The organism is Blastococcus carthaginiensis (genome assembly GCF_030731085.1).
GTDB classification, from domain to species: domain Bacteria; phylum Actinomycetota; class Actinomycetes; order Mycobacteriales; family Geodermatophilaceae; genus Blastococcus; species Blastococcus carthaginiensis.
Map to the genome: position 1 here is coordinate 26,127 of NZ_JASNFN010000029.1, position 15,558 is coordinate 41,684.

The 15,558-nt window shown below is 74.0% G+C and carries 17 protein-coding genes; 12 read left to right on the forward strand and 5 right to left on the reverse strand.

From position 1 onward, the window contains the following. Positions 1–180 precede the first annotated feature (180 nt). From QOZ88_RS18775 to QOZ88_RS18790, 4 genes are all read left to right on the forward strand, one after another. On the forward strand, positions 181–1,266 hold the full coding sequence (locus QOZ88_RS18775; protein ID WP_306001235.1) for an EAL domain-containing protein: 1,086 nt from the start codon (positions 181–183) through the stop codon (positions 1,264–1,266). Positions 1,267–1,289: 23 nt separating this feature from the next. Continuing rightward, the gene (locus QOZ88_RS18780; protein WP_306001236.1) at positions 1,290–1,463 is read left to right on the forward strand and encodes a DUF1059 domain-containing protein; all 174 of its coding nucleotides are present in this window, start codon (positions 1,290–1,292) and stop codon (positions 1,461–1,463) included. A 270-nt stretch (positions 1,464–1,733) separates the two neighbouring features. Next, on the forward strand, positions 1,734–2,018 hold the full coding sequence (locus QOZ88_RS18785; RefSeq protein WP_091932307.1) for an HU family DNA-binding protein: 285 nt from the start codon (positions 1,734–1,736) through the stop codon (positions 2,016–2,018). Positions 2,019–2,142: 124 nt separating this feature from the next. Beyond that, complete coding sequence (locus QOZ88_RS18790; RefSeq protein WP_306001237.1) at positions 2,143–3,399, forward strand: serine hydrolase domain-containing protein; 1,257 nt, start codon at positions 2,143–2,145, stop codon at positions 3,397–3,399. A gap of 246 nt (positions 3,400–3,645) precedes the next feature. On the opposite strand, the gene QOZ88_RS18795 is transcribed toward QOZ88_RS18790, so the two are convergent. After that, the gene (locus tag QOZ88_RS18795; RefSeq protein ID WP_306001238.1) at positions 3,646–4,107 is read right to left on the reverse strand and encodes a MaoC family dehydratase; all 462 of its coding nucleotides are present in this window, start codon (positions 4,105–4,107) and stop codon (positions 3,646–3,648) included. Between the two features lie 69 nt (positions 4,108–4,176). On the opposite strand from QOZ88_RS18795, the gene folP reads away from it, so the two are divergent. The 3 genes from folP (at position 4,177) to QOZ88_RS18810 (ending at position 7,287) form a co-directional block, all read left to right on the forward strand. After that, entirely contained in the window at positions 4,177–5,037 is an 861-nt protein-coding gene (gene folP / locus QOZ88_RS18800) for a dihydropteroate synthase (RefSeq protein ID WP_306001239.1), read from the forward strand. 138 nt (positions 5,038–5,175) lie between these two features. After that, the gene (locus tag QOZ88_RS18805) at positions 5,176–5,601 is read left to right on the forward strand and encodes a PaaI family thioesterase (RefSeq protein WP_306001240.1); all 426 of its coding nucleotides are present in this window, start codon (positions 5,176–5,178) and stop codon (positions 5,599–5,601) included. Positions 5,602–5,688: 87 nt separating this feature from the next. Beyond that, a complete protein-coding gene (locus QOZ88_RS18810; RefSeq protein ID WP_306001241.1) occupies positions 5,689–7,287 on the forward strand; it encodes a 4-coumarate--CoA ligase family protein in 1,599 nt (532 codons plus the stop codon). Between the two features lie 9 nt (positions 7,288–7,296). Here QOZ88_RS18810 and QOZ88_RS18815 read toward each other — a convergent pair whose 3' ends face one another. Next, positions 7,297–8,313 (reverse strand): AraC family transcriptional regulator, encoded by a 1,017-nt coding sequence (locus QOZ88_RS18815; protein WP_306001242.1) that lies wholly within the window; start codon positions 8,311–8,313, stop codon positions 7,297–7,299. A gap of 153 nt (positions 8,314–8,466) precedes the next feature. Between QOZ88_RS18815 and QOZ88_RS18820 the strand changes: the two genes are divergently transcribed. Together QOZ88_RS18820 and QOZ88_RS18825 are read left to right on the forward strand one after the other, a co-directional pair. Further along, positions 8,467–9,198 (forward strand): NAD(P)-dependent oxidoreductase, encoded by a 732-nt coding sequence (locus QOZ88_RS18820; protein WP_306001243.1) that lies wholly within the window; start codon positions 8,467–8,469, stop codon positions 9,196–9,198. A 96-nt stretch (positions 9,199–9,294) separates the two neighbouring features. Further along, positions 9,295–10,287, forward strand: a complete 993-nt coding sequence (locus QOZ88_RS18825) for an NAD(P)H-quinone oxidoreductase (RefSeq protein ID WP_306001244.1) — start codon at positions 9,295–9,297, stop codon at positions 10,285–10,287. A 24-nt stretch (positions 10,288–10,311) separates the two neighbouring features. On the opposite strand, the gene QOZ88_RS18830 is transcribed toward QOZ88_RS18825, so the two are convergent. Next, a complete protein-coding gene (locus QOZ88_RS18830) occupies positions 10,312–11,532 on the reverse strand; it encodes a cysteine desulfurase-like protein (RefSeq protein WP_306001245.1) in 1,221 nt (406 codons plus the stop codon). An 88-nt stretch (positions 11,533–11,620) separates the two neighbouring features. Between QOZ88_RS18830 and QOZ88_RS18835 the strand changes: the two genes are divergently transcribed. Together QOZ88_RS18835 and QOZ88_RS18840 are read left to right on the forward strand one after the other, a co-directional pair. Next, positions 11,621–12,169 carry a bacterial proteasome activator family protein gene (locus QOZ88_RS18835; RefSeq protein ID WP_306001246.1) on the forward strand — a complete coding sequence of 183 codons (549 nt, stop codon included), beginning with the start codon at positions 11,621–11,623 and terminating at the stop codon, positions 12,167–12,169. 20 nt (positions 12,170–12,189) lie between these two features. Next, a complete protein-coding gene (locus QOZ88_RS18840; protein WP_306001247.1) occupies positions 12,190–12,384 on the forward strand; it encodes a DUF1707 SHOCT-like domain-containing protein in 195 nt (64 codons plus the stop codon). Here the strand turns inward: QOZ88_RS18840 and QOZ88_RS18845 are convergent. After that, entirely contained in the window at positions 12,353–13,285 is a 933-nt protein-coding gene (locus QOZ88_RS18845; protein WP_306001248.1) for a slipin family protein, read from the reverse strand. The two genes, QOZ88_RS18840 and QOZ88_RS18845, sit on opposite strands and share 32 nt — an antisense overlap. 242 nt (positions 13,286–13,527) lie before the next feature. Between QOZ88_RS18845 and QOZ88_RS18850 the strand changes: the two genes are divergently transcribed. After that, positions 13,528–13,800 (forward strand): DUF4190 domain-containing protein, encoded by a 273-nt coding sequence (locus QOZ88_RS18850; RefSeq protein WP_306001249.1) that lies wholly within the window; start codon positions 13,528–13,530, stop codon positions 13,798–13,800. Positions 13,801–13,861: 61 nt separating this feature from the next. Here the strand turns inward: QOZ88_RS18850 and QOZ88_RS18855 are convergent, their stop codons facing one another. After that, complete coding sequence (locus tag QOZ88_RS18855; RefSeq protein WP_306001250.1) at positions 13,862–15,502, reverse strand: methyl-accepting chemotaxis protein; 1,641 nt, start codon at positions 15,500–15,502, stop codon at positions 13,862–13,864. Positions 15,503–15,558: the final 56 nt, after the last annotated feature.

Sequence of the window (15,558 nt, forward strand, 5' to 3'; positions counted from 1 at the left end):
TCCGCCCGGCATCGCCGCCCCCTGACCGGGAGCATCCTCCGCACATGCTGGCACGCCTCGCCGGCGGGGCACGGGACCGGCATCCCGCCGCGCCCGGCGGGAGGACCCTCTCGCGGGTGAGGCGGTGGGGGCCGGGTCAAGGTCCGGCCGGCACCGGTCGATCACCTGACCATGCTGGGCATGCGCACGAGCACTCCGCCGGACTGCCGGCCGCTGCTCGCCGACGCCGACGACCTGACCCTGGTCTTCCAGCCGATCGTCGACCTCGCCACCGCCGGCATCGCCGGGTACGAGGCGCTGGCCCGCTTCCCCGGCTCCACCGGTCCCGACGTCTGGTTCGCCGCCGCCGCGGAGGCGGGCATCGCCGCCGAGCTCGAGGCGCTGGCCATCCACAAGGCGCTCGCCGCCGTCGACCACCTGCCGGCCAACACCTATCTGACCGTGAACGTCAGCCCCCACCTGCTGGGCGCCGAGGTCATCGAGAGCGCCTTCGCCACCCGGCCCGACCTGCGCCGCGTGGTGGTCGAGCTGACCGAGCACACCCCGGTCGACGACCTGGGTGCGCTGCGCCGGCAGACCGACGCCCTGCGGCAGCGCGGTGCGCTGATCGCCGTCGACGACGCCGGCAGCGGCTACTCCGGCCTGCAGCAGCTCGCCGCCGTGCGCCCGCAGCTGGTGAAGCTCGACCGGGCCCTCGTCTCCGACGTCGACGGCGATCCGGTCCGCATGGCGCTCGTGGAGATGATCGGCGAGTTCGCCGGCCGCATCGACGCCTGGCTGCTGGCCGAGGGCGTGGAGACGCCCGCGGAGCTGGCCGCGTTCACCCGCCTGGGGGTACCCCTGGCCCAGGGCTGGCTGCTCGGCCGCCCGGCGCCGGAGTTCCGCCCGCTGGACCCCGACGTCGTCCGGCTGGTGCGCGCCCACTCCGCCCGTGCGCGGCTGACCGAGAGCGTCGCCGGCCTGGTGCGCCCGGTGCGCCAGTGCGTGCTGGGCGAGGAGCCCGCCACGCCGCCCGCCGTCCTGGTGGGACCGCAGGGCGGGCCCGCGGCCCTGCTGCTCTGCGACCCGCGCACCGGTGAGGTGCACACCGCGCCGGTCTCGCTGCGCGTGCACCCCTCGACCGACATCGGGGACGCCCTGCGCCGGGCGCTCACCCGCCCGCCGGTGCACCGCTTCGACCCCGCCGTCTGCACCGACCCGACCGGCCACGTGCTCGGGCTGGTGCGGATCGAGGACCTGGCGTCCGCCGCCAGTGCCGACCGCTGACCCCCACCCAGAGGAGAGACCCCATGAAGCCCTTCGCCTGGGGCGACGTCATCCCCGGCTGCGACGCGGCCTTCACGGCCCCCGACGAGGAGGGCATCTTCGCGCAGGCGGTGCCGCACGGCGCCGCCGCGCACGGCATCGACGAGGTGACCCCGGAGCTGGCCGCGACGGTGCGCGCGCACATCCACGAGTCCTGAGAGGCCCGCGCCCGGGCCCGCTCCGCGCGTTCCCCGGGGGCGTGACTGCTGTGATCAGCGGGTCTGCTGCGGGTTTCCCGGAACCCCCCACTGGCCAGACCTGCAGGCGGCATGACACCGTGCCCCCGGCCCGGAATCCCGCGATACCGGGTTCCGCACCCCCGCCAGGCGTGGGTGCGGGAACCCCGGTGGCGCCCCGCGCGTCCGGGTGGAAGAGCCGGCTGCGTGCCGAGGACACGGCACCGCCACCCCCTACGGAAAGGTTGCTCCATGAACAAGGCCGAACTGGTCTCCGCCATCGCCAAGCGCGCCGACGTCCCGGCCTCGACCGTCGACTCGGTCCTCGCCGGCCTGCAGGACGAGCTGGTCGACGCCATCACCCGTGGCGAGAAGGTCGCCGTCTCCGGGCTGATCACGGTCGAGCGCACCCAGCGCTCCGCCCGCACCGGCCGCAACCCGCAGACCGGTGAGTCGATCGACATCCCCGCCGCCAACACCGTCAAGGTGACCGCCGGTTCGAACCTGAAGAAGGCCGCCAGCTCCGTCCCGGTCTGATCCGGCCGCGCCCGCAGCCGGGCGGGCGCCGCGACCCCGTGTGTCCGGGCTCACAAGGGCGTGAGTCAGGATGCCGGTCGAGGCGTCGCCCGGCGGCGGGCGATCCCAGGGACCGGAGGTGGGCGTGAACGACGACCTGCAGGTGGGCACCGACCCGGCCGAGGTGGGGATGGATCCCGCCCGGCTGGCCCGCGTCGACGACCGGCTCTCCCGGTACGTCGACGACGGCCAGCTGCCGGGGTTCCTGGTCACCGTGGCCCGCCACGGGCGCCTCGTGCACGTCGGCCGCGGAGGCTTCCGCGACGTCGAGGCGGGTCTGCCGGTCGAGACCGGCACCCGCTGGCGCATCTTCTCGATGACGAAGCCGGTCACCTCCGTCGCGGCGATGATGCTGTACGAGGAGGGGGCCTTCCAGCTCACCGACCCGATCGCCCGGTGGCTGCCCGAGTTCGCCGAGACCCGGGTCTACGTGGCCGGGTCGGCGATGAAGCCGGTGACCAGCCCGCAGGTGGAGCCCATCCGGGTCCGGCACCTGCTCACCCACACGGCGGGGCTCACCTACGGCTTCCACCACGCCCACCCGGTCGACGCGATGTACCGCGCGATGGGGCACGAGTGGGGCACCCCGCCCGGCGCGGACTCGGCCGAGGTCTGCCGGCAGTGGGCCTCGGTGCCGCTGGTCTTCCAGCCCGGCAGCGAGTGGAACTACGGCGTCTCCACCGACGTGCTCGGCCGGCTGGTCGAGGTCGTCTCCGGCCAGCCCCTCGACGAGTTCTTCGAGCAGCGCATCTTCGCGCCGCTGGGCATGCGCGACACCTCCTTCGGGCTGCGTAACGGCGACGACGTGCCGTCCCTCGCCCGGCTCTACGGCGCCGTACCGGGGCAGCCGGGGGGTGCGGCGACCGGCTACGCGCCGCTGGACGCCATGGGGGAGGCAGCCCACCACAAGCCCGCGTTCCTCTCCGGCGGTGGCGGGCTGGTCTCCACGGCCGGTGACTACCTGCGGTTCGTGGAGATGCTGCGCCGCGGCGGCTCGTACGACGGCGGGCGGCTGCTGGGCCCGCGGACGCTCGCGCACATGGTGACCAACCACCTGCCGGGCAACCAGGACCTGGAGACCTTCGGCCGGCCGCTGTTCGCCGAGACCCCGCTGCGCGGCGTCGGCTTCGGGCTCGGGTTCTCGATGGTGATCGACCCGGTGCGCTACGGCGTCGTCTCGTCCGTCGGCGACTACAGCTGGGGTGGGGCGGCGTCGACGGCGTTCTACGTGGACCCGGTCGAGGACCTCACCGTCAGCTTCTACACGCAGCTGCTGCCCTCGAGCACGCTGCCGATCCGCAACTACCTGCGCCAGCTGGTCAACCAGGCGATCGTCACCTGATCCCCTGGCCGGCCCGCTCCGGGATCAGATGGGCGGCCCGCTCCGGGATCAGGTGACCTGATCGTCGAGCGTCCTCCCTCACGGTGGGCGGTGAGGGGGGACGCCGCACGGCGCGGGAGGACGGCGGGTGCGAGTCGTCCGGTCCGACCGGCCCCGCCGCGGACGCCCGACCGCGGCCGGGGGCAGCGCGCCCACCCCAGGGGCGGGCCCCGTCGAGGAGCCCGCCCACAGGTCACAGGTCACAGGTCACAGGTAGCGGCGGTAGACGACGGTGGCGACCATCGCCGGCTTGCTGCCGCCCTCGACCTCCACGGTCACGGCCAGGTTCATCTGGATGCCGCCCTCGAACGGCGTCGCCGCCTCGAGCGTGGCCCCGGCCCGCACCCGCGCACCCACGGGCACCGGCGAGGGGAAGCGCACCTTCTCCGTGCCGTAGTTGACGCCCATGCGGAACCCGGTGATGTCCACGATCTGCGGGATCAGGGCAGGCAGCAGCGACAGCGTCAGGTAGCCGTGCGCGATGGGCCCGCCGAACGGGCTCTCCTTCTTCGCCCGCTCGGGGTCGACGTGGATCCACTGGTGGTCACCGGTCGCCTCGGCGAACTGGTTCACCTGCTCCTGCGTGATCGTCACCCAGTCGCTGTGGCCCAGGTGCTGCCCGACCAGGCCCTGGACCCCCTCGACGCCGTCGGCCGTCGTCTGCGCCATCTGTCTGCCTCCTCGTGGACGGTCTGGTTGGCTGACTCCACCACACACCACGATGGGACGGGGAGCGGGTTGCTGCGACTGGGGGCCCTCGACGTGCCCGACGGTGCGTTCGTGGTCATGGCGATCGTCAACCGCACCCCTGACTCGTTCTACGACCGCGGCGCCACCTACGAGCTGGCCGCGGCGGTGGAGCGGGTCGACCGGGTGGTCGCCGAGGGCGCGGACATGGTGGACGTCGGCGGGGTCAAGGCCGCGCCCGGCGAGGAGGTCTCCCCGGCGGAGGAGGTGCGCCGGACCGTCGACCTGGTGGCCGCGATCCGGGCGGCGCACCCGGCGCTGCCCATCTCCATCGACACCTGGCGGGCCGAGGTCGCCCGCGAGGCGCTGGCGGCCGGTGCCGACGTCGTGAACGACGCCTGGGGCGGGGTGGACCCGGAGCTGGCGGCGGTGGCGGCCGACGCGGGCGCGGGGATCGTCTGCACGCACGCCGGCGGGCTGCCGCCGCGCACCCGCCCGCACCGGATCGCCTACGACGACGTCGTCGCCGACATCGTGGCCCGGACGACGGCGCTGGCCGAGGCCGCGGTGGCGGCCGGCGTGGACCCCGAGCGGGTGCTGGTCGACCCGGGGCACGACTTCGGCAAGAACACGCGGCACTCGCTGGAGGCGACCCGCCGGCTGGGCGAGCTGGTGGGCACCGGCTGGCCGGTGCTGGTGGCCCTGTCGAACAAGGACTTCGTCGGCGAGACCCTCGACGTCCCCCTCGGCGAGCGGCTCACCGGCACGCTGGCGGCGACGGCGGTGAGCGCGTGGCTGGGCGCCCGGGTGTTCCGCGCCCACGACGTCGCCCCGACCCGGCAGACGCTGGACATGGTGGCCTCGATCCGGGGCACCCGCCCGCCGGTCCGGACCGTCCGCGGCCTCGCCTGAGCCCGCTGATGATCAGGTGACCTGATCGTTCCGGGTCCTGGCTCACGGTCGACGGTGAGCCAGGACCCTGCGCGGTGAGCCAGGACGGCGTCGGGGCCGCAGCGCGACCGGCGCCGGCCGTCGCTAAGTTCCCTTCCCATGGCCGCCACCGGGTTCCTGACCGCCGACGAGCTCAACGCCCTCCTGCCGGGCACCCTGCCGGGGCTGCTCGGCATCGTGATCGACACCCACGAGCGCGGCCGGCTCACCAGCCACCTCGACATCCGGCCGGAGCTGCTGGCACCCAACGGCTACCTGCACGCCGGCACCGTCGTCACCCTGGCCGACACCAGCTGCGGGCTGCCGACGCGCGCGCTGCTGCCCGAGGGCTCCAGCGGGTTCACCACCATCGAGCTCAAGAGCAATCACCTGAGCACCGCGCGGGAGGGGCGGATCAGCTGCGAGGCGACCAACGTCCACGCCGGGCGGACCACCCAGGTGTGGGACGCCGTCGTCCGCAACGCCGCCACCGGGAAGACCATCGCGCTGTTCCGGTGCACCCAGTCGGTGCTCTGGCCCCGGTGAGCGGGCGAACCCGCCGGTAACCCCCTTGTGAGCGGGGACACCGCAGGTGTGAGACTGGCGCCACACACCATGCGAGGAGGAACACCCGTGGCGCTGCCGAGCCAGTATCCCGACGTCGAGATCCCGAACCTCTCCGTCCCCGAGTTCGTCCTGGCGGCCGGCCGGGAGAAGCCCGATTCACCGGCGCTGATCGACGGCCTCAAGGGCGACGTCATCACGCACGGCCAGCTGGCCCAGTACGTCGACCGGGTCGCGGCCAACCTGCACGCCCGCGGCCTGCGCAAGGGCGACGTCGTCGCCGTCTTCTGCCCCAACACCCCGTGGTTCCCGGTCGTCTTCCACGGCATCGCGGCCGCCGGCTGCGTGATGAGCCCGATCAACTCGCTCTACACGCCCGACGAGATCGCCTTCCAGCTGAAGGACTCCGGCGCGAAGATCCTGATCACCATCGGGCTGTTCATGGACCGCGCCACCGCGGCCGTGGAGAAGACGCCGCTGGACGAGATCATCGTGCTGGACGGCGCCGAGGGCCACGCCAACCTGTTCGACCTGCTCGGCGCCGACGCGCCGTCGGTCCAGGTGGATATCGACCCGGCCGACGACCTGGTCACGCTCCCCTACTCCAGCGGCACCACCGGGCTGCCCAAGGGCGTCATGCTCACCCACCGCAACCTGGTCGCGAACGTGGCCCAGTGCCTGCCGCTGCTCAAGACGGGCGCGGACGAGCGGATCATCGCCGTCCTGCCGTTCTTCCACATCTACGGCCTCACCGTGCTGATGAACCAGGGGCTGGCGCTGGGCGGTGCGGTGGTGACCCTCCCCCGGTTCGACCTCGAGGACTTCCTGCGCACCATCCAGGACCACAAGATCACCCGCGCGTTCGTGGCGCCGCCCATCCTGCTGGCGCTGGCCAAGCACCCGCTGGTCGACCAGTACGACCTCAGCTCGCTGAACTCGATCCTGTCGGGCGCCGCCCCCCTGGACGAGCAGCTCGCGCTGGCCGCCCAGGACCGGCTGCGCAAGGGGGCCGACACCGGCGTCACGGTGGGCCAGGGCTACGGCATGACCGAGCTCTCCCCGGTGTCGCACACCACCCCCGACTCGGACGCCCAGCCGCCGGGCGTCTCCATCGACGTCCCCAAGGGCTCGGTCGGCTTCGCCATCCCCAACACCGAGTGCCGGCTGGTCGACCCGGGCACCGGCCAGGACGCCGCGCCCGGCGAGCGGGGTGAGCTGTGGGTCCGCGGGCCGCAGGTGATGAAGGGCTACCTCAACAACCCCGACGCCACCGCCGGCACCCTGGACAGCGAGGGCTGGCTGCACACCGGCGACGTCGCGATCGTCGACGAGAACGGCTGCTATACGGTCGTCGACCGGGTCAAGGAGCTGATCAAGTACAAGGGCTACCAGGTGGCCCCGGCCGAGCTCGAGGCCGTGCTGATCAACCACCCGGAGATCGCCGACGCCGCCGTCATCGGCGTGCCGGACAAGGAGAGCGGCGAGGAGCTGCCCAAGGCCTTCGTCGTGCGGGCCCCGGGCTCGGAGATCACCGAGGACGCCGTCATGGCCTACATGGCCGAGAAGGTGGCCCCGCACAAGAAGATCCGCTTCGTCGAGTTCATCGAGCAGGTGCCGAAGTCGGCGGCGGGCAAGATCCTGCGCAAGGACCTCAAGGCCCGCGCGTAGCCCCACCGCTCAGGAGCTCGCGGCGGCCCCCTCCCCGGGAGCCGCCGCGGGCTCGCGCCCGGGGCCGGCCGGCTCGTCCGCCCGGCCCCGGACGCTTCCCGGCGGTATCCCGGTGACCCGCTTGTAGGCCCGGGAGAAGGCGGCCTCCGAGTCGTAGCCCAGCCGCCGGGCCAGCTCGGTGACCCGTGCCCCGCGCGCCAGCCCGACCGTGGCCAGGTGCATCCGCCAGCGGGTCACGTACCGCAGCGCCGGCTCCCCGGCGAGCTCGGTGAAGCGGGCGGCGAACGCCGAGCGCGACATCCGCGCCTCCCTCGCCAACCCCTCCAGCGTCCAGTCGGCGCCGGGATCGGCGTGCACCCGCGCGACGGCCTGGCCGACCTGCGGATCCCGCAGCGCCCGCAGCCAGCCCGGCCCGGTGCCGCCGGTCTCGAGCCAGCGCCGGACCGCCTGGATGACGACGACGTCGGCCAGCCGGGTCACCACCGCCTCCGCGCCGGGCAGGTCACGGCGCAGCTCGTCGGCGATCATGCCGAGGAGCACGGCCAGCCAGCCGGACGCGGTGTCGCCGGCCTCCACGAGCAGGACCGGGGGCAGCAGCTCGAGCAGGTGCGCGGCCCCGGGCCGCTCCGGCTCGACCACCCCGCAGACCAGCCGGGACGGCGGCCCCTCGCCGACGGTGCCCACGCGCAGCACCGAGTAGTGCTCGCCGACGTACTCCTGCGGCAGCAGGTCGGCCCGTCCGGAGATCGGCACCCCCGGTCCGCTGCGCAGCAGGTGCCCCCGCCCGTGCGGCACCAGCGCCAGGTCGCCCGCCCGCAGCTCGTGCACCGCACCGGCCACCTCGAGCCGGCAACCGCCGTCGACGACGACGTGGAAGCTCATGCAGCCGGGCAACGCCGGCATCTCCACACCCCACGGGGCGCGCCCCTCGGCCCGGCAGTAGAAGGTGCCGCGGATGCGCAGGTCCCCGAGCACGCCACCGAGCGGGTCCACGGGGGACCACGGCTCGGCGAGCGGCTCGGCCACGCGAGCAGCCTGGCCCGCCGGTGACCGACCGTCCAGGGCCGCTGGACGAACGGTCGTGGAACCCGGATCCCCGGCCATTCCTCGCGACCGCCCGTCCGGGCCACGGTGGGTGCACGCCGGCCGACGGGGCCGGACCACCGGAGGGAGCAGGTCATGCGGGTACTGGTCGTCGGGGCGACGGGCGGATCGGGACGGGCGGCGGTGGACGCCCTCGTCGACGGAGGGCACGGGGTGACGGCGTTCGCACGGCGGGCGTCGACGGCGTTCGGGGGGCGGGCGTCGACACCGCTCGCGGGGCGGGCCGGCCTCCGGCCGGTCGACGGCGACGCGACGGTGGCGGCCGACGTCGAGCGGGCGGTGCGGGATCAGGACGCCGTCGTCGTGACCCTGGGCATCAGCGAGAACACGCTGAAGGTGCGGCTGCTCGGCAGCTCGGGCACCCCGATGGACGTCCGGTCGCGCGGGACGGCGCTGGTCGTGGCCGCGATGCGCGAGCAGGGCGTGCGCCGGCTGGTCGTGCAGAGCTCCTACGGCGTCGGACCGACCCGGGATCTGCTCCCGCTGTCCAGCCGGGTGGTCTTCGCGCTGATGATCCGGCAGCAGATCCAGGACACCGAGCGGCAGGAACGCGTCGTGCGCGGCAGCGGGCTGGACTGGACGGTCGTGCAGCCGGTCTACCTGACCGACGGCGAGGAGCCGGCCGCCTGCTCGACGGCCGGCGAGGTGCAGGGCATGAAGGTGTCCCGGCGGGCGGTGGGCGCGGTGCTGGCCGAGCTCGCGACCGGATCGGCGGACCCGGGCGCCACCGTCGCGGTCTCGGGCGGTCAGCGGCCGGATCCCGCCGCGGACCTGCGAGCGGCAGGGGCAGCCGACCCCGCCCGGTAGCTCTCCCCGAGCGTGCGAGCGGCCGGGGGGCCCGCCCAGAGGCTCGCCCCGAGCCTGCGAGGGGTGAGGAGGACGGGGTCCTCTTAGGGTCGGGGCATGCGTGCGGTGACGATCACTGAGCCCGGCGGTCCCGAGGTGCTGACCTGGGCGGAGGTGCCCGACCCGGTCTGCCGCCCCGGCGAGGTCGTCGTGGACGTCGTCGCCACGGCGGTGAACCGGGCCGACCTCCTCCAGCGGCAGGGCAACTACTCGCCCCCGCCCGGGGCGACGCAGGTCCCCGGCCTCGAGTGCAGCGGGATCGTCAGCGAGGTCGGCGAGGGTGTCACCGGCTGGACCGTCGGCGACGAGGTGTGCGCGCTGCTGGCCGGCGGCGGCTACGCCGAGCGGGTCGCCGTCCCGGCCCCCCAGCTGCTGCCCCGGCCCTCGGGCGTGGAGCTGGCGACCGCCGCGGCGCTGCCGGAGGTCACCTGCACCGTGTGGTCCAACGTGTTCATGCTCGCCGGGCTGGGCCGTGGCGACACCTTCCTGGTGCACGGCGGCTCCAGCGGCATCGGGACGATGGCGATCCAGCTCGCCGCCCGCGCCGGGGCCCGGGTGCTCACCACGGCGGGGACGGCGGCCAAGCTCGACGTCTGCCGCGAGCTCGGCGCCGACGTGGGCATCAACTACCGCGACGAGGACTTCGTCGAGCGGGTGAAGGAGGCGACCGACGGCCGCGGGGTCGACGTCGTCCTGGACAACATGGGCGCTGCGTACCTGGCCCGCAACGTCGAGGCCCTCGCCGTCGGCGGCCGGCTGGTGGTCATCGGCATGCAGGGCGGCCGGAAGGCGGAGCTGGACCTCGGCAAGCTGCTGGCCAAGCGCGCCTCGGTGCACGCCACCGCGCTGCGGTCCCGGCCGGTGGAGGGACCCGGCGGCAAGGCCGGGATCGTCGCGGCCGTGCGGCACGACGTGTGGCCGGACGTCGAGCGCGGCACGATCCGGCCGATCGTCGACCGCCGGCTGCCGATGTCGCGGGCGGCCGAAGCGCACCAGGTCGTCGAGGCCAGCGAGCACGTCGGCAAGGTCCTGCTGGTCGCCGGCGGCTGAGGGCCGTCGCTCGGGACAGGGCCGTCAGCGGGGGCGGAGGCCGGCGACGGCGTCGATGATGCGGCCGACCTCGTCGGCGGTGTTGTAGTGCATAAGCCCCAGGCGCACCGCTCCCCCGCCCTCGTTCACCCCGAGGGCGTCGAAGAGCTCGCGGGCGTAGAAGTCGCCGTCCCAGGCGCAGATGCCGGCGCGGGCCAGCTCCGCGGCCACCTGGCGCGGGCGCATGCCGGCGACGGTGAAGGACAGCGTGGGGGTGCACCGCTCGGGCTCGCCGAGCACCTGCACGTGCCGCATCGCGCGCAGCGCCTGGTCCAGCCAGTCGAACAGGTCGCCTTCGTGCCGGGCGACGGCAGCCATCGAGATCCGCAGCCGGTCGCGACGGCTGCCGTACGCGTCCGCGCAGAGGCCCGCCAGGTGGTCGACGGCGGCGCTCACGCCGGCGTACAGCTCGAACGGCGGCGTCCCGGTCTCGAACCGGTCGGGCACCCGGTCCGACGAGGGCAGCAGCTTCTCCGGCTGCAGGTGGACCAGGAGGTCGGGGTCGGCGACCACCGCGGCGACGTGCGGGCCGCACCACTTGTAGGCCGACACCGCCAGGAGGTCGGCGCCCAGGGAGGCCTTGTCCAGGTACACGTGCGGTGCGGCGTGGACGGCGTCGACGTAGACCAGCGCGCCGACGGCGTGGGCCTGCGCGGCGATGCCGGCGACGTCGGGCCGCGTGCCGAGGGCGTTGCTGGCCGCGGTGACGGCCACCAGCCGGGTGCGCCGGTTCAGCAGCTCGGTGTACTGCCAGGCCGGCAGCTCGCCGGTCTCGATGTCGACCTCCGCCCACCGCACCTGCACGCCCGCGGTGGCGGCCAGCTGCAGCCACGGCCGGACGTTGGCGTCGTGGTCCAGCCGGCTGAGCACGATCTCGTCACCGGGGCGCCACGTGCGGACCAGCGCGCGGGCCATGCCGTAGGTCAGCGCGGTCGTGCTCGGCCCGAGGACCACGCCCCCGGGCCGCCCGCCCACGAGGTCGGCCACGGCCGCGCGGGCTCCGGTGACCAGCGCCTCGGCCCGCCCGGACGCCGGGAACACCCCGCCCCGGTTCGCGACCGGCATGCGCATCGCGGACCCCACCGCGTGCGCCACGTTCTCGGGCACCAGCGAGCCGGCCGGGCCGTCGGCGTGCACGTACCCGTCGGAGAGCGCCGGGAAGAGGCCGCGGACCCGCGCGACGTCCAGCCGGCCCCCCGATGACATGGGCCGCACCCTAGTTCGTGCGCCCGGTCGTTCATGCGCCGTCCCGGTGCCTCGGCGGACCGTCCGCACCACCGGGCAGGATGGGGGCATGACTGCACCGCAGAACGGCAACGAGCGCCCCCAGCAGGTCGTCGTGGTCGGGCCGGACGGGCGCCCGGTCGGCACCGTGCCGATGCCCCAGGGGACCGACGAGGAGCTCGACGGCGCCCCCGGTGTCGGTGAGCTGGTCGAGCAGCCCGCGAAGGTCATGCGCATCGGCACGATGATCAAGCAGCTGCTGGAGGAGGTCCGCGCCGCGCCTCTGGACGACGCCAGCCGCAACCGGCTGCGCGACATCCACGCCTCCTCGATCCGCGAGCTGGAGCAGGGCCTGGCCCCCGAGCTGCGCGAGGAGCTGGAGCGCATCACGCTGCCCTTCAGCGAGGGCGAGACGCCGTCGGACGCCGAGCTGCGGATCGCCCAGGCGCAGCTGGTCGGCTGGCTGGAGGGCGTCTTCCACGGCATCCAGACGGCGCTGTTCGCCCAGCAGATGGCTGCCCGCGCCCAGCTGGAGGAGATGCGCCGCAAGGCCCTACCCGGCGGGCAGGCGCCGGCCCAGCAGCCCGACTTCCGCCCCGGCGGGGGCCAGTACCTCTGAGACGACCGGAGGAGACGTCGGTGGCTCCCCCCGATCCTCATGTGCGGGCGTCGGACGACGACCGCGAGGAGACGGTGCGTCAGCTCCAGCGCGGGCTGACCCAGGGCCGGCTCACCGTCGACGAGTTCGACGACAGGGTGCGGGCGGCCTACGCCGCCCGCACCCTCGGCGACCTCGCGGAGCTCACCCGTGATCTACCGAGGAGCCTGTGGTGAGGCCGGGCACGTCGACGGCCTGACCGTTCCCGGCACCCTCACCCGACGAGAGCGCACGCACCTCGTCGTCCGGGGCCGGGGAGGTCCGCTCGCCGTTCTCGCCGGGCACCGCGGGCCGCGCGGCCTGCTCCGTGTCCGGCCGGCCGCCCGCCGCCTGCTCGAAGAAGCGCAGCAGCTCCACCGGGAACGGCATGACCAGCGTGCTGTTCTTCTCCGAGGCCACGTCGGCCACGGTCTGGAGCAGCCGCAGCTGCAGCGCGCCGGGCGTGGCGCTCATCGCCTCGGCGGCCTGCGCGAGCTTGGCCGAGGCCTGGAACTCACCGTCGGCGGAGATCACCCGGGCGCGGCGGTCCCGCTCGGCCTCGGCCTGGCGGGACATGGATCGCCGCATCCCCTCCGGCAGGGAGATGTCCTTGACCTCCACCCGGTCGATCTTGATGCCCCAGTCCTCCGTGGGGGTGTCGATGACGGCCCGGAGCTCGCTGTTGATCGCCTCGCGGTCGGACAGGAGGGTGTCGAGGTCCGCGCGCCCGATGACGGAGCGGAGCGACGTCTGCGACACCTGCGACGTGGCGATCATGTAGTTCTCGACGTTGATGACCGCGCGGACCGGGTCGACCACGCGGAAGTAGACGACCGCGTCGACGCCGATCGTGACGTTGTCCCGGGTGATGGTGCCCTGCGACGGCACGTCGAGCACGAGCGTCTGCACGGGCACCTTGGTCATCTGGTCGATGAACGGGACGATGAAGCGCAACCCCGGTTCGCGGACGTCGGGGAGCAGCCGGCCGAAGCGCAGGACGACGCCGCGCTGGTACTGCTGCACCGCCCGGACACCGGCTGCGACGAGCACCACGGCCAGTACGGCCACCACGGCAAGGACGGCGAGCAGAGCAGTCACCGGGACCACCTCTTCCGGCCGGCTCGCTGCCTGCGGGACGGTCCCGCGGGCACGCTGGTGCCGACCCGTCCACCACCACGGTTCCACGTCTTCGCCGCCGCTGTCGCCACGGAGTGCCTCCGGACGCAGCCGCCGATCATCCGATGCGGTGAACGGTCTCCCGTCGAGGGTTCACCGACCGTGACTCCGGTGATCAGGGACGTGCACACCGGAACTGCCCGGTGCTGACCACTGGAGGAACCGTGACTTCTGGAACGTCGAGCGCACCGGCCACCCGGAGCGGGCAGAACGGCCTGGCCGTCGCCTCGCTGATCACCGGCATCGTGGGCATCGTCTTCGCCCTGCTGTTCGCGGTCATCGGGCTCGCGCTGGGCGTCGTCGCCGTCGCCCTGGGTGCCGTGGCGCGTCGCAACGGCACCCGCAGCGGCCAGGCGACCGCGGGTCTCGTCACCGGCGCCGTGGCGATCGTCGTCGCCGTCGTGAACATGGTGATCGCCTACAACGTCCTGACCTGACCCGCACAGCACGACGGCGCCGCACCCCGGCCGGGGGGCGGCGCCGTCGCGCTGTGGCGGGTCAGACGGTGAAGCGGCTGACGGCCTCCTGCAGCTCGCCGCTCATCCGGGCCAGCTCACCGGCGGCGCGCTGGGCGTCGGCGACGCGCTGGTTGGTCTCCTGCGTGCCCGCGGCCAGCCCGGAGATCGCCGCGGCGATGCCCTGGGTGCCGCTGGCCGCCTCGGCGACGTTGCGATTCATCTCGTTGGTGGTCGCGGTCTGCTCCTCGACCGCCGCGGCGATGGTCGCCTGGAAGTCGTTGATCTCGCCGATGACCGAGCTGATCTGGCTGATCGCGTCCACCGCACCGGCGGTGTCGGCCTGGATCGCCTCGACCCGCTTGGAGATGTCCTCGGTCGCCCGCGCGGTCTCCTGCGCCAGCTCCTTGACCTCCGACGCGACGACGGCGAAGCCCTTGCCCGCCTCACCGGCCCGCGCCGCCTCGATGGTGGCGTTCAGGGCCAGCAGGTTGGTCTGCTCGGCGATCCCGTTGATCAGCTTGATCACCGTGGCGATCTCCTGCGAGGAGTCGCCCAGCTTGCCGACGGTCTTGGTGGTGTTCTCGGCGACCGACACCGCCTGACCGGCGACACGGGCGGCCTCGGTGGCGTTGTGCGCGATCTCCCGGATCGCCGACTCCATCTGCGAGGAGCCGGTCGCCACCGTGTCCACGCTGGACGCCACGGCACCGGCGGAGGCGACGACCTCGTCGGCCTGGCCGGCGGCGGTCTCGGCGTTGCCGCGCATGCCCTCGGCCGCCGCGTTCAGCTGCGTCGACGCCGCCGCGAGGCGGGTGGAGGAGTCGTTCACCAGCACGAGCACGTTGCCGATGGCGTCGAGGGTCTCGTCCAGCGACGCGGCCATCTCGCCGAGCTCGGCAGCGCCGGTGCGGCCGGCACGGACGGTGAGGTCACCGGCGGCCACCTGGCCGAGGACCTCGCGCATGCGCTGCACCGGTCCGGTGACGCCGCGGGCCACCACGAGGGCCAGGACGACGGAGATCGCCAGGCCCGCACCGATGATCAGCAGCGTCATGGTGCGGGCGGTCTCGTAGGCGTCCTTGGCGTCGGCCGCGGTCGCGCGGGCGGCCGCCGCGGCGGCGTCGGTGGCCTCGACCAGCGACTCCCCGATGAGGATCTCGTTGTCGTTCATCGTCTTGAGGATCCCCGGCATGGCGGCGGGGTTGGTGGTGGCCACCGTCTGCAGCTCGGTCAGCGCGGCCATGTACGCCTGGGTCGCACCGGCGAAGGTCTCGAACGCCGCGCGCGTCGGCCCGTCCAGCGGCAGCTCCGCGACCGCGGCCGTGTCGGCGGCGAGGGCCTCGGTGGCCTCCACCGTGCCGCGCTGCGCCTTGGCGATCGTCTCCGGCGGGAGGGTGGGGATGGCGGCCCGCGCCACGTTGGTGGACAGCTGCCACCAGTCGGCCTCGAGCCCCTGCAGCCCGCTGAGCGGGATGGCCCCGCGGTCGTAGACCTCCTGGGCCTGGTCGCTGAGGGTGGACATCCGCTGGATGCCGAACGCGCCCACGCCGACGGTGGTCAGGGCGACGACGAGGATGGAGCCGAGCAGCCGTGTGCGCAGCCCGATGCCGGACAGGCCTCGCCGGGCCTCGTCTCCCGGGTGGACGTTCGTCGCGGTCTCGGGGTCGTGCACGTGCTCCATGCCTACTCGCTTCCGTGAAGTCGGTCGGTCGGCAGAGGACCGTCGTGCTCCTTTCG

Bases quoted from the DNA above. Each gene is read 5' to 3' on its own strand.
- QOZ88_RS18780 (WP_306001236.1), top strand. From the start codon at position 1,290: ATGAAGCCCTTCGCCTGGGGCGACGTCATCCCCGGCTGCGACGCGGCC.
- QOZ88_RS18855 (WP_306001250.1), bottom strand. From the start codon at position 15,502: ATGGAGCACGTGCACGACCCCGAGACCGCGACGAACGTCCACCCGGGA.
- QOZ88_RS18830 (WP_306001245.1), bottom strand. From the start codon at position 11,532: ATGTCATCGGGGGGCCGGCTGGACGTCGCGCGGGTCCGCGGCCTCTTC.
- QOZ88_RS18775 (WP_306001235.1), top strand. From the start codon at position 181: ATGCGCACGAGCACTCCGCCGGACTGCCGGCCGCTGCTCGCCGACGCC.
- QOZ88_RS18835 (WP_306001246.1), top strand. From the start codon at position 11,621: ATGACTGCACCGCAGAACGGCAACGAGCGCCCCCAGCAGGTCGTCGTG.
- QOZ88_RS18785 (WP_091932307.1), top strand. From the start codon at position 1,734: ATGAACAAGGCCGAACTGGTCTCCGCCATCGCCAAGCGCGCCGACGTC.
- QOZ88_RS18795 (WP_306001238.1), bottom strand. From the start codon at position 4,107: ATGGCGCAGACGACGGCCGACGGCGTCGAGGGGGTCCAGGGCCTGGTC.
- QOZ88_RS18825 (WP_306001244.1), top strand. From the start codon at position 9,295: ATGCGTGCGGTGACGATCACTGAGCCCGGCGGTCCCGAGGTGCTGACC.
- QOZ88_RS18820 (WP_306001243.1), top strand. From the start codon at position 8,467: ATGCGGGTACTGGTCGTCGGGGCGACGGGCGGATCGGGACGGGCGGCG.
- QOZ88_RS18805 (WP_306001240.1), top strand. From the start codon at position 5,176: ATGGCCGCCACCGGGTTCCTGACCGCCGACGAGCTCAACGCCCTCCTG.